This is a genomic window from Acinetobacter higginsii (assembly GCF_000369525.1).
Classification (GTDB): Bacteria; Pseudomonadota; Gammaproteobacteria; order Pseudomonadales; family Moraxellaceae; genus Acinetobacter; species Acinetobacter higginsii.
The window spans coordinates 381,429-393,975 of record NZ_KB850071.1; the positions used below are offsets into that span (position 1 = coordinate 381,429).

Annotated in this window: 12 protein-coding genes; 5 read left to right on the forward strand and 7 right to left on the reverse strand. The window is 42.4% G+C overall.

The features are described 5' to 3' along the window. The first annotated feature begins 283 nt into the window (after window positions 1-283). Both msuE and sfnG read left to right on the forward strand, forming a co-directional pair. On the forward strand, window positions 284-1,024 hold the full coding sequence (msuE, locus tag F902_RS04990) for an FMN reductase (protein ID WP_005185815.1): 741 nt from the start codon (window positions 284-286) through the stop codon (window positions 1,022-1,024). Between the two features lie 27 nt (window positions 1,025-1,051). Beyond that, the gene (sfnG, locus tag F902_RS04995) at window positions 1,052-2,158 is read left to right on the forward strand and encodes a dimethylsulfone monooxygenase SfnG (RefSeq protein WP_005201563.1); all 1,107 of its coding nucleotides are present in this window, start codon (window positions 1,052-1,054) and stop codon (window positions 2,156-2,158) included. Window positions 2,159-2,234: 76 nt separating this feature from the next. On the opposite strand, the gene F902_RS05000 is transcribed toward sfnG, so the two are convergent. Next, window positions 2,235-2,648: an Lrp/AsnC family transcriptional regulator gene (locus F902_RS05000; RefSeq protein WP_005201565.1), complete on the reverse strand. Its 414-nt coding sequence runs from the start codon at window positions 2,646-2,648 to the stop codon at window positions 2,235-2,237. Between the two features lie 104 nt (window positions 2,649-2,752). Between F902_RS05000 and F902_RS05005 the strand changes: the two genes are divergently transcribed. Then, window positions 2,753-3,295, forward strand: a complete 543-nt coding sequence (locus F902_RS05005) for a cysteine hydrolase family protein (RefSeq protein WP_005201567.1) — start codon at window positions 2,753-2,755, stop codon at window positions 3,293-3,295. Between the two features lie 274 nt (window positions 3,296-3,569). On the opposite strand, the gene acs is transcribed toward F902_RS05005, so the two are convergent. Continuing rightward, window positions 3,570-5,513, reverse strand: a complete 1,944-nt coding sequence (gene acs, locus F902_RS05010) for an acetate--CoA ligase (RefSeq protein WP_005201568.1) — start codon at window positions 5,511-5,513, stop codon at window positions 3,570-3,572. 337 nt (window positions 5,514-5,850) lie between these two features. Here acs and F902_RS05015 point away from each other — a divergent pair, with 337 nt between their 5' ends. Together F902_RS05015 and F902_RS05020 are read left to right on the forward strand one after the other, a co-directional pair. Then, window positions 5,851-6,414, forward strand: a complete 564-nt coding sequence (locus tag F902_RS05015) for a DUF805 domain-containing protein (RefSeq protein WP_005201569.1) — start codon at window positions 5,851-5,853, stop codon at window positions 6,412-6,414. A 131-nt stretch (window positions 6,415-6,545) separates the two neighbouring features. After that, a complete protein-coding gene (locus tag F902_RS05020) occupies window positions 6,546-7,517 on the forward strand; it encodes a mechanosensitive ion channel family protein (protein ID WP_004803649.1) in 972 nt (323 codons plus the stop codon). Here F902_RS05020 and F902_RS05025 read toward each other — a convergent pair. The 5 genes from F902_RS05025 to prfB all read right to left on the reverse strand — a co-directional run bounded on the left by F902_RS05025 (window position 7,506) and on the right by prfB (window position 12,295). Next, entirely contained in the window at window positions 7,506-8,216 is a 711-nt protein-coding gene (locus tag F902_RS05025; RefSeq protein WP_005201570.1) for a 16S rRNA (uracil(1498)-N(3))-methyltransferase, read from the reverse strand. The two genes, F902_RS05020 and F902_RS05025, sit on opposite strands and share 12 nt — an antisense overlap. Then, complete coding sequence (locus tag F902_RS05030) at window positions 8,213-9,532, reverse strand: 3-deoxy-D-manno-octulosonic acid transferase (protein WP_005201571.1); 1,320 nt, start codon at window positions 9,530-9,532, stop codon at window positions 8,213-8,215. Before F902_RS05030 ends, F902_RS05025 begins: the two co-directional genes overlap by 4 nt. 110 nt (window positions 9,533-9,642) lie before the next feature. After that, window positions 9,643-10,707 carry an alkene reductase gene (locus tag F902_RS05035; RefSeq protein ID WP_005201572.1) on the reverse strand — a complete coding sequence of 355 codons (1,065 nt, stop codon included), beginning with the start codon at window positions 10,705-10,707 and terminating at the stop codon, window positions 9,643-9,645. Between the two features lie 27 nt (window positions 10,708-10,734). Then, window positions 10,735-11,037 (reverse strand): ArsR/SmtB family transcription factor, encoded by a 303-nt coding sequence (locus F902_RS05040; RefSeq protein WP_010590065.1) that lies wholly within the window; start codon window positions 11,035-11,037, stop codon window positions 10,735-10,737. 162 nt (window positions 11,038-11,199) lie between these two features. Beyond that, window positions 11,200-12,295, reverse strand: a protein-coding gene (prfB, locus tag F902_RS05045; RefSeq protein ID WP_096089470.1) for a peptide chain release factor 2 whose coding sequence is annotated in 2 segments (ribosomal slippage) — window positions 11,200-12,222 and window positions 12,224-12,295 — 1,095 coding nt in all. Because the reading frame shifts where the segments join, the coding sequence is not laid out codon by codon here. Window positions 12,296-12,547 lie beyond the last annotated feature (252 nt).

Genomic DNA, 12,547 nt, shown 5'->3' on the forward strand with positions numbered 1-12,547 from the left:
TATTTTCAATTCAAGGCTAGGTCAAGCACAAGGTACGATTTATTTCCTTTTCCCGCAAAATAAATCAAATATTGATATAACTTGATTAAAATCATCTTTGCATAAAACAGATTCAAAAATCTTGAATAGAAACAGAAAATTAACGACCTAAAATTTGATATTTATTGTGATTTATCGACATATCTTTAAAAAAGATAAGCTTGCAGCATTTCCTTATTTTACAGCTTGGCATGCGGTGTAGATAAATAAATAGCAATTCGAAATGATCTTTTAGGCCGTTATTATGTCCAATCACAATACCCTCTCAACTCCGCTTAATATTGTTGCAGTATCTGGTGGTTTAAATAGCCCATCAAAAACAGAAAGCTTAGTTCAGGCGATTCTGGATGAGCTTTCGGAAGCAATTAATATTAAAGTACATTTCGTCAAGCTCAGTGAAATTGGACCTTTATTGGGTGGCGCCATTTATCGTAATCAACTACCTCAACGCGTACAAGATGATTTGGCAGCAGTTGAAGCCGCAGATGCATTGATTGTGGGTACCCCTGTTTATCGTGCTTCGTTTACAGGTTTATTTAAGCATTTCTTCGACTTTGTTGAGCAGACCGCTTTGGTTGATGTACCTGTGTTACTCGCCGCTTCAGGTGGCAGTGACCGTCATGCCCTGGTGCTAGAACATCAATTACGCCCTTTATTTAGCTTTTTCCAAGCACAAACCTTACCGATTGGGGTCTATGCTACTGATCGTGACTTTACGCCTGAATATACGGTAAAAAGCGAACAATTGTCTGATCGCGTCACTCTCGCTGTGGCACGTGCCTTACCAATTTTAGAATGGGCACCAGCCAAAGGCCAACGTGCAGCGGCCATCAAAGCCAAAACTGAGCAAGCCAATCAGAATCTCGGCATCAACAAACAGATTGAACAAGCAGAAGTCTTACCATCTGCGGCAGTACCGAATCTGGATGCAGCTGAATCACGCCTACACCCCAAGTCAACCAAGAATCTCACTCACGTGGCATAAACCATATCTGTTATGGAGGATACAACGATGACAACAACAGCATCCGCAATTAAATTTGCCTACTGGGTTCCCAATGTGAGTGGCGGTCTCGTTGTAAGCAACATTGAACAACGTACTGACTGGAGCTATGACTATAATGTGCGCTTAGCACAAGCAGCGGAACGAAGTGGCTTTGAATATGCCCTCACCCAAATTCGTTTTACCGCTGGCTATGGCGCAGAAAACCAACATGAATCGGTCAGTTTTAGTCATGCTTTATTAGCAAAGACTGAAAAACTCAAAGTAATTGCAGCGATCCTGCCCGGCCCTTGGAAGCCTGTACTCGCGGCTAAACAGCTGGCCACTATTGACTACCTCACCCAAGGGCGTATTGCGATTAATGTCGTCAGCGGCTGGTTCCGTGGCGAATTTGATGCGATTGGCGAACCTTGGCCTGAGCATGATGAACGTTATGTTCGCTCGGAAGAATTTATTCGTACCCTCAAAGGCATCTGGACAACTGACAATTACAGCTTTGATGGCAAATATTACCAATTCCAGAATTACACGCTTAAACCGAAACCTTTGCAAAAACCTTATATCGAAGTGTTTCAAGGCGGCAGTTCTCGTGCAGCACGTGATATGGCCGCGCGTGTATCAGACTGGTATTTTACCAACGGCAATAGCGTTGAAGAAATCAAGAAGCAGGTTGATGATGTCCGCAGCAAAGCAAAGTTAGCCAACAGACAAGTCAAGATTGGGGTTAATGCCTTTATCATTGCCCGTGATACTGAGGAAGAAGCCAAAGCAGTACTGAATGAAATCATAGCTCAAGCCAATGTCGAAGCGGTGAATGCCTTCGGTGATGCGACTCGTGAAGCAGGTGCAGCAGCCCCTGAGCGTGAGGGCAATTGGGCAAAATCGACCTTTGATGATTTGGTGCAATATAACGATGGCTTTAAAACCAATCTGATCGGTACACCACAGCAAATTGCGGAACGCATTGTGGCCCTAAAAAATGTGGGCGTTGATCTGGTGCTTTCTGGATTTCTTCATTTCATTGAGGAGGTTGAATATTTTGGAGAAAAAGTTCTACCCCTCGTCCGTCAACTTGAACAACAACAGGAGCAGCATCTCGCAGCAAAATCAGCGTAGTTTTCAGCATTAAATAAGAAGAAAAACAAAAGAAATGGCAAATACTCCCCAAGGCTCGGCTTGGGGCTTTTTTATTTTAGCGGGTCTCAATTTCTCGCATGACGGTTTCAACCGAATAACGGCACCACTGCGACAACTGTTCAATAAATTCATTTAATTGTGGCGGATTAAAATGGCTAACAATCATATAGCAGGCGTTGCCGAGAATTTTAAAACACTCATCTACCTGTTCATATTGTTTGACTAAGTGCTCAACCTCAATAAAAGCTTGCTGATCATTCATAAACAATTGGATGAATTGTTTATGTTCATACTTTATCGCGACGGTGTAATTTTTGATAATACCTGCATCCATTAACTGTGCAATACGAGCACCCACCGCCTGCCCAGTACGATGCACTCGCTGCCCAATTTCTTTATGGCTTAAACGTGAGTCCTGCTTCAGCAATTCAATAATTTTTAAGTCGATGGGATCAAGTTCAATATTCATTTTTCATTACGAAAGAAAACCAGCAACAATGCTTTCATTTGAATATAGCCGATTTCTCAGTTTCACCCTACTCTTGTTTTATCTTAATGTTGGAAGAAAAAACGATGAAACAAGCCTTACTGATTATTGATGTTCAAAACGACTATTTTAAAAATGGTAAAATGGAATTGGTCAATCCAGACCTCGCTCTGGCGAAAACCAACCAATTAGAAGATCATTTTATTCAAAACAATTTACCGATTATTTATATTCAGCATATTAATCCTGCCTCAGCCAGTTTTTTTCAGGAAAATACCGTGGGTGTTGAATTACATCCTCAACTTAAAGTCACAGATCAATCACTGATTGTCGAAAAGCATTTCCCAAATAGCTTTCTAGAAACCAACCTTCAAGCCATCCTTGAACAGCATCAAGTTGAACAGTTAGTGATTACAGGCATGATGACCCATGTCTGTATTGACTCTGGGACACGTGCAGCCAAAGAGCTTGGCTACCAACCCATCGTCATCGCAGACGCCACTGCAACCCGTGATCTGGAACATGCGGGTAAAATCGTCAAAGCAGCAGACGTGCAAACGGCGTTCTTATCTGCACTGGGTTTCTTCGCCACTGTACAAAACACTGTAGATTTTTTAGCGCACAATTAAATAATAGAGCTCTTTCAAAAGTCAAAAAATGATCAATCATTGGTAAATAATTAGTATTGAAAGTCCCTTCTCCCTTTGAGATGAGGACTGTGAGTCCGCAAAAGAATGAGAGAAATTCTTCATATAAATCCTCTCCCTAGCCCTCTCCTTTAAAAAGGAGAGGGAACTTTCATCGCGAATTCAACACAGCTTAAAAAATGACTTATGCAAGAAATCTAATGCAGATAAAAAAAAGAGCGTTCAATCGAACGCTCTTTTCACCTTTGCATCGGGTTTATCGGTTTGGATAAACTGTCGCAATCAAATGATCAACCACAGCCGGTTCAGCAAGGGTCGAGGTATCACCTAAACTATCCAATTCATTGGCAGCAATCTTTCTCAAGATGCGTCGCATGATTTTACCTGAACGGGTTTTTGGCAAAGCAGGTGCCCAATGTAGTGCATCTGGGGTTGCCACAGGTCCAAGTACTTTACGTACCCAATTGACCAGCTCTTTACGTAGCTCCTCAGATTCCGGCACATCAGCTTGTAAAGTGACAAAAGTACAAATCCCCTGTCCTTTAATATCATGCGGCATACCGACCACCGCAGCCTCTGCAACTGCGACATGCGAGACCAAGGCACTTTCAATCTCGGCTGTCCCTAAACGATGCCCCGATACGTTGAGTACATCATCGACACGTCCCGTAATCCAATAGTAGCCATCAGCATCTCGACGTGCGCCATCACCTGTGAAATAGTAGTTTTTAAAGGTCGAGAAATAAGCCTCGATAAAACGTTGTGGATCACCCCAAATGGTTCGCATTTGACCCGGCCAAGAATCCTTAATCACCAGATTGCCTTCGGTTGCTCCTTCTAGCTCATTACCCTCTCCATCCACCAGTGCAGGTTGTACCCCAAAGAATGGACGTGTTGCAGACCCTGGTTTTAAGGCAGTTGCACCCGGCAATGGTGAAATTAGAATTCCACCTGTCTCTGTTTGCCACCATGTATCGACAATTGGACAACGACCTTCACCGACTACTTCATGATACCAATTCCACGCTTCTGGATTGATCGGCTCACCGACTGAACCAAGTAGGCGCAAACTACTGCGGTTACTTTCACGGACATAAGCATCGCCTTCACGCATCATGGCGCGAATCGCAGTCGGTGCCGTATATAGAATGGTGACATTATGCTTATCAATCACATGACCAATACGTGCCCATGTTGGATATTGTGGAATCCCCTCAAACATTACCGTGGTGGTGGCATTACTGAGTGGCCCATAGAGTAGATAACTATGGCCTGTAATCCAGCCGACATCGGCAGTACACCAATACACATCATCTTCACGCAGATCGAAGACTTCTCTAAAGGTGGTGTTGACATAGACCAGATAACCACCTGTGGTATGCAATACACCTTTCGGTTTCCCTGTTGAACCTGAGGTATACAGAATGAATAAAGGGTCTTCTGCTTTCATTGGTTCTGGCGGGCAGTGTTCATCTACCTCCATGATGGCAAGGTGATACCAAACATCTCGTGGTGCATTAAACTGAATTGGATTACCTGTACGATGCACCACAATCACGTTTTCAACACTGCTGGTACCATCAATTTCTAATGCGGCATCCACATTTTCTTTCAGTGGCAGTAACTTGCCACCGCGCATGCCAGCATCCGCAGTAATCACCAGTTTTGCTTGGCAGTCTTCAATACGGCTGGCCAAGGAGTCAGGAGAGAAGCCACCAAACACCACACAATGCACTGCACCAATACGTGCACAAGCGAGCATGGCAATTGCCGCTTCAGGCACCATAGGCATATACAGCACCACACGATCGCCTTTGCGAATACCTTGCTTCTTTAACACATTGGCAAAACGACAGACTTCATCATGCAGTTCAGAAAATGAAATGATTTTATGACGCGAAGGGTGATCACCTTCCCAAATAATGGCAGGCTTTAATGGATTATCTTTAAGATGACGATCTAAGCAATTGGCTGAGACATTCAACTCACCATCAGCAAACCATTCGATTTTGAAATTATCTTGATTAAAACTGGTATTTTTGACCTGTGTAAATGGTTTGATCCATTCAATCTTGCTGGCTTCCTCTGCCCAAAATGCTTCTGGTTGCTCAATCGAATGCTGGTAACGTTTGAAATAGTCTGCTTCAGAGATTCTTGCCGTTTCTTTGAATTTATCAGGCACTGGGTAGATTTCTTTCATAGCTCACTTCCTTGGTTTTTTATCTCATACCTTAGATGTTCTCATCTATTACACGGGTATGTTTTGTTCTCACTTGCAGTATTGACACCATTTACAAGTGCAAACAATGCGGCTTTGGTCGTAGAAATGTCTGGGCTTTTAATCTTTCGACCTTGACTAAGTTATAGGCTAAAATAGCAAAACCGACGCTTTTACGATCAATTTATTTTCAAAAATTTACTCAAAATAATTTAAATTTGAACTGCTTGTCTATGCTTTTTGTTTTTAAAATAAGTGATTATTTTGATCATTGCCAAAAGCTTAAAAGATTTAATAATCAAAAAAATAGGAATGCACTATGTTTGACCCTGTAATAACGACCCAAGTACAACCAATCAATGACCATCCACTTTCTCCTAAGGGTCGTTTTAATCGTCTCAGCTATTTAGGTTGGTACGGTTTGCTCAGTTTGGCTTGTCTGGCTGCATTTATCTTGATCTTTGCCTTTGCTGGTATTTTTGCAAGCAGCAACATCGATGATGCCATATTTAGCGCGTTTTCAGGCATGTCTGTCTTTGCCATGATTGCAGTGTGGTTGGGTGCCTTTTATTTGCAAATCGTGTTTTTGATTCGTCGTCTGCACGACTTAAATAAAACTGGCTGGCTATGCTTGTTGCTATTGGTGCCCGTGATTCAACTACTGTTTACCTTATATGTCTTGCTTGCACCAGGAACGCCGCATCGCAATGACTATGGTGATGTTCGCCCCTCTCGTGGATGGGAAAAAATACTGGCATGGCTGATGATTTTGGTCAGCTTACTGATGATGTCAGGTATCTTCATTTTTGCGTATTATTTTGCCAGTCCAGATCTCTGGGAAGCACCAACCCAGATCATTCAAAATAGCACCGAATATTTTTAAGCGACCGTATTTAGCGAATTGATTTAATCATCATGGGAAACAAAGACTGAATTTTGCATGCGTGTTGGCAATAAATTCATTATGATTGCTTCCCTCATTTACTCCTTCCTTTGCGAAATAGAGATCTTGCTGTGGCAAACGAACAAACAACATTGACTGAAGTGGCGAAAGATACAGGTGCGCTGATTCATCAAGCCAGTACCAAGACCACTGAAACAGTCTTGGCCCATACTGAAAAGTATCACGATGCCTATACCACCATTGATAAAATCATGGACAGCTTTTGGGAGCGTATTCCCTATATCGGTATCGCGATTACAGTTTTCATTATCTTTTGGTTACTCACCAAGTTGTTTAAGCTCTTTATTCGCAAGACGCTAGAAAATCGCAGCTATACTCGCCAAAACCTAGTATTGGTACTGAATCGTGTCGGTAGTACCTTTATTATCTTCTTTGGCTTCTTGATTGCATTGGTGATTGCCATCCCAGGCTTTACCCCAAGTCAGTTGATTGGTGCACTCGGTATTGGTTCGGTTGCGATTGGTTTCGCCTTTAAAGATATTTTTCAGAACTTATTGTCAGGGATTCTGATTTTGATCAGCGAACCGTTTCGTATCGGCGATGATATTGTCGTCAATGGCTTAGAAGGAAACGTGGAAGATATTCAAATCCGAGCCACCTTCTTACGTTCACCAGATGGCCGCCGTATCGTAATTCCTAATGCCACCGTATATACCAGTGCCGTCACAGTCAACAATGCATATCAACGTCGTCGTTGTGAGTTTGTGGTCGGTATTGGCTATGAAGATGACATGCAAAAAGCCAAGAAGATTATTCTCGATATTCTGGATCGTAATTTAAATGTACTGAGTCAACCCGGCTTCTCGGTCAACGTTACCGCACTGGCAGACTTCTCAATTAATTTAACAGTACGCTGGTGGGTCAATACCACTGAAACCACCACCTCAGCCTCTATCAGTGAAATCCAAGAATTGGTGGTGACTGCTTTTGATGAAAAAGGAATTTCAATTCCTTATCCAGTGCAGGAAGTCAAAGTCTATCGTGGTGATCAATCTGAGCTGAGCGATGCTTTAGACAAATAATCGCCCTAAAATATTCGATACTGCTGTTTCAGTTCGCAAAATTCGGTTGCCTAGGCTCATCGCTTGGCAGCCGTTTTTTATGAGTAGATCAACCTCATAGGGAATAAATCCTCCCTCTGGGCCAACGATCAAACTACAAGACTGTTGAATTGCATACGGCATTGGTTGCTCTGCATAGGGATGCGCCACATAAGCAGGCTGTTCTGCGCTGATCAACGTCGGTAAAACATCTTCAACAAAAGGTTTAAAGCGTTTATACAGCTGGATTTCGGGTGCAATGGTATCGCCTGCCTGTTCCAAACCCAAAGTTATATAATCATTGAGCTGCTGTAAAAACGGCGTTTGCCAATAGCTCTTATCCACTCGATAACTATGAATCAGGCTAATCCGTTCCACGCCCAAGGTCACCGCATCCATAATGATGCGACGCAATACTTTAGGACGTGGCAAGGCTAGAATCAGATGCACGGGAAGCTTTTCAGGAACCACTTCTGTCTGAACTGGACGGACCCCAATGCATTCTTCGCTGATAGCGACCACCTCAGTTAAGTAGCGCTGACCTGCACGAATGCCAACCTTTAAGGTATCACCAACATTAAGCTGTAAGTGCTGAGCTAAATGCTGCAATTGTCTGGGCTGGCTGATCTGCCATACATCCTCTGAAACACACTGATCTGGCTCGAGTAAAACAATATTCATGATAATGCTGTTTGCTGTAAATAGTGATCAAGACACTGAATATGCTGCTGTAGTGAGCCTTTATTTGTTTGTAGAACCCGCTGAGCCTGCGTAACCAGTTGCTGAGTCTGTGTCTTATCCCCTAGGCAGGCTAATAATTGCTGTCCCACCTGTTCTGCGTCCTCTCCAATCAGAATCCCTTGCTGAGCCACAAACTCATCCACAATGGTTTGAAAATTGAAATAACGTGGACCAATGACAGTGGGTACATTCAGGACCATAGGCTCTAAAATATTATGCCCACCGCCTGGCTCATTCAATGAACCACCAACAAAACAGGCTTGGCTCAAGGCATACCATAACCACATTTCCCCCATACTATCCGCAAGAAATACTTGAGTATCCGCTTGAATGGATTGTTGCAGGCTACGGCGTTGAGTTTTTAAATTTAAATTTTGGAAGACTTGGTATACCTCATCAAAACGTTCTGGATGACGCGGCACTACAATACACAGCAAAGCTGGATTTGAATTTAAATGTGACTGCAATTGTTTGAGTAAACTTTGTTCTTCGGGCGCATGCGTACTGGCTAAAGTAATAATCTGACGATCCGCCAATTGCCAATCCTGTTTGAGCTGCTGTGCTTGTTGCAGATACTGCTCTGGTGCTGAAATATCAAATTTAATATTACCAACCACCTGACTTTTGGCTTGATCTAAACCCAATCCAACATAACGCTGTTGGGTTGCCACATCTTGTGCCAATAGCCAAGTGAGTTGTTGCAGCATGGGTTGAGTTAAACGGCGAACCTTGCCATAACCTTTGGCCGATTTTTCGGAAAGACGTGCATTCAATAAAATACAAGGAATCTGTTGCTGTTGTGCTTCAGCAATTAAATTGGGCCAGATCTCTGTTTCAACCAATGCCAATAGCCGAGGCTGATACAGATTAAAAAATCGTTTTAATAATGCTTTTTGATCGACGGGCAAATATACCGCCTGAAATAAATCGAGATAAGGGGCTTTTAAAAACAGTGATTTTGCCCGTGCTTGCCCAGTCTTGGTGGTATTGGTCACTAAAACCGGATGACCTAATTTTAAATAATGTTCAATTAAAGGCTGTGCCGCGTTGGTTTCGCCAACAGAAACAGCATGAAACCAAATTGCCCCTAAATTTTTAGCAGGTTGAAACGGCCCAAAACGCTCGATACATTCCTGCTGAAACAGCGCATCACTTTCTGCCCGTTGTTTGATTTTCCAACGGTATAAGGGCTTGATACAAGCCAATAAAACGTTATACCAAAACGGTGTTTGCTGTGCTGCTGCGTTCTGCGCCATCCGAGACCATAATTGACAATGTAATTCCAGCTCATTATGCGGAATTTAAAACAAAAACTCATGCAATTTTGGTAAATCACATGAGTCATTTTTTAAAGTTTTAAAGCAGATTAAGCTTCTAACTGCTCAAAGGCAGGATAATCGGTATAACCTTCAGCACCATCACCATATAAGGTTTGTGGTTGAAGCGGATTTAAAGGTAAATCATGTTGTAAACGTTCAAACAAATCTGGATTGGCAATATATTGTTTACCAAATGAGACTGCATCGGCTTGGCCTGTCGCCAAAATACGTTTCGCAGAATCCGCCGTTAAACCTTCATTGGCAATCCACACCCCTTTAAATTTAGGACGTAATTTTGGTAATACACTATCTGCAGCTTCATATTCACGGGTGAAAATAAAACCAATATTGCGTTGATCTAATTGCTCGACCACATAACCAAACGTTGCTAATGGATTTTCATCACCCATATCATGCGAATCACCGCGTGGAGCAAGATGTACACCGACTCGACCAGCACCCCATACTTCGATGAAGGTATCGACAACTTGCAATAATAAACGCGCACGGTTTTCAATTGCACCGCCGTATTCATCATCACGATGATTGGTGTTGCTTTGCAGGAATTGATCAATCAGATAACCATTGGCTGCGTGTAACTCAACGCCATCAAACCCAGCGGCTTTGGCCTGTTCTGCTGCATTTTTATATTGTGCAACAATTTCCTGAATTTCTTCATGCGATAAAGCACGTGGTGTCACAAAAGGACGCTTTGGACGAAGTAAGCTCACTTCACCCGCAGGTTGAATCGCACTTGGTGCCACAGGTGTATCACCATCCAATAAGTCTGGATGTGAAATACGACCAACATGCCACAGCTGAACCACAATTTTTGAACCTTGTGCGTGTACGGCTTCAACAATTTTATGCCATGCCTGAGCTTGTTCTTGCGACCATAGGCCTGGTGTATTGGCATATCCCGCTGCTTTAGGGCTGATCACCGTTGCTTCGGTAATAATAAGGCCAGCATTGGCGCGTTGTTGGTAATATTCCACCATCAAATCATTTGGAATACGCTGTGCACCACTACGTGCTCTCGTTAAAGGAGCTAAAACTAAGCGGTTTTTAATCGTGAAATCACCTACTTGCAAAGTAGAATTTAGTTCAGCCATGATCGCCTCAACTTACACTTCTTCGATTTAAAGTGCTTGTTTCAAATGTTCGATATATTGCTGAATCAAAGCTTCATTGCGCGTGAAATAAGACCACTGTCCATATTTCTCAACCTTAATCAAACCTGCCTGTTGCAATACAGACAAATGATTCGACATGGTCGATTGTGCAACTTTTCCTAAACGTTCGATGTGCCCTGCACATACACCCCGTTCAAAACTACCACCACATTGCTCAACGGGTAGAAATTGCTCAGGCTCTTTTAGCCATTGCAAAATCTGTCGACGTAATGGATTGGCTAAGGCTTTGCTTATAACATCAATATCCATAGACTCACCACGTTTCTCAAGCGGCAACACTTTGTTCAGCACCTAAATCCAGTATATCGAAATTTTCAAATATTAATATCCATTTTTTTCGATATTAATATCATATTTTTTCGATTAACTGACCGATGCTGAACGAGATTGCCGTTTTAATTGGATTAAAACTTATAAACCTTGTTTCAAACTTGCTTCGATGAATTTATCTAAGTCACCATCTAACACTGCTTTGGTGTTGGAATTTTCCACACCTGTACGCAAGTCTTTAATACGTGAGTCATCGAGCACATACGAACGAATTTGACTTCCCCAACCGATATCTGACTTCGAGTCTTCTAAGGCTTGAGCAGCTTCATTCCGTTTGCTCATCTCTAATTCATAGAGCTTGGCACGTAATTGCTTCCACGCATGGTCACGGTTGGCATGTTGTGAACGTTGGTTCTGACACGCCACCACAATGCCTGTCGGTGCGTGAGTTAAACGAACTGCAGAATCAGTTTTGTTAATATGCTGACCACCCGCACCCGAAGCACGGTAAGTATCGGTACGAACATCAGATGGATTGATATCAATTTCGATATTGTCATCAATCTCAGGTGAAATAAACACGGCTGAGAATGAAGTATGACGGTTGTTGTTACTGTCAAATGGTGACTTACGCACTAAACGATGTACGCCACTTTCGGTACGTAACCAACCATAGGCAAACTCACCATCTACACGGATGGTTGCTGATTTAATCCCAGCCACATCACCATCTGATACTTCCATCAATTCAGCTTTAAAGCCATGACGTTCAATCCAGCGTAAATACATACGCAATAACATCGACGCCCAATCCTGTGCTTCAGTACCGCCTGAACCCGATTGAATCTCAAGGAAGCACGGATTTGGATCCATCGGATTACTGAACATACGGCGGAATTCAAGATTACCTAAGGCCTGTTCAGCACTGTCTAATTCTGCTTGAACATCCAGCAATAAACTTTCATCATCCGCTTCAACCGCAAGGTCAAGCATGGCTTTGGCATCATCCAACTGTTCAGCAAGACGGTCAAATACACCTAATGTGTTTTCTAAACTGCCCTTTTCTTTTGCGATGGCCTGAGCACGGCTTTGATCATTCCAAATCGCAGGGTCTTCTAATTCTCTTAAAACTTCTTCTAAACGCTCAGCTTTTAGATCGTAGTCAAAGATACCCCCGTAGTGTTTGGCTACGATCAGATAAGTCTTTCAATTGAATTAAATACGGATTAATTTCCACGCGTGTTTTCTCACAACTTTTTCACTTAATCCGCTATTTTAACATAACTGTTTTAGTCGACACAGCCATGTCATTTTGAATACATTTATTTATTAAAATTGATTTTTTAAATTACTTAATTTTATGCCTGAAATGTTTAGTCAGATTTCTGCGACCCTAGTTTTTGTATAAAAATTAAACCAATTACACTAAAACACACAATCTCTCCTAAGTTTTAATAAATCAAAACATTGATTTTTTATCAAATAATAT

Coding starts and splice junctions, on each gene's coding strand:
- F902_RS05025 (WP_005201570.1), bottom strand. CDS start 8,216: ATGAATATTGTTTTACTCGAGCCAGATCAGTGTGTTTCAGAGGATGTA.
- acs (WP_005201568.1), bottom strand. CDS start 5,513: ATGAAAGAAATCTACCCAGTGCCTGATAAATTCAAAGAAACGGCAAGA.
- F902_RS05040 (WP_010590065.1), bottom strand. CDS start 11,037: ATGGATATTGATGTTATAAGCAAAGCCTTAGCCAATCCATTACGTCGA.
- F902_RS05030 (WP_005201571.1), bottom strand. CDS start 9,532: ATGGCGCAGAACGCAGCAGCACAGCAAACACCGTTTTGGTATAACGTT.
- sfnG (WP_005201563.1), top strand. CDS start 1,052: ATGACAACAACAGCATCCGCAATTAAATTTGCCTACTGGGTTCCCAAT.
- msuE (WP_005185815.1), top strand. CDS start 284: ATGTCCAATCACAATACCCTCTCAACTCCGCTTAATATTGTTGCAGTA.
- F902_RS05005 (WP_005201567.1), top strand. CDS start 2,753: ATGAAACAAGCCTTACTGATTATTGATGTTCAAAACGACTATTTTAAA.
- F902_RS05000 (WP_005201565.1), bottom strand. CDS start 2,648: ATGAATATTGAACTTGATCCCATCGACTTAAAAATTATTGAATTGCTG.
- F902_RS05015 (WP_005201569.1), top strand. CDS start 5,851: ATGTTTGACCCTGTAATAACGACCCAAGTACAACCAATCAATGACCAT.
- F902_RS05035 (WP_005201572.1), bottom strand. CDS start 10,707: ATGGCTGAACTAAATTCTACTTTGCAAGTAGGTGATTTCACGATTAAA.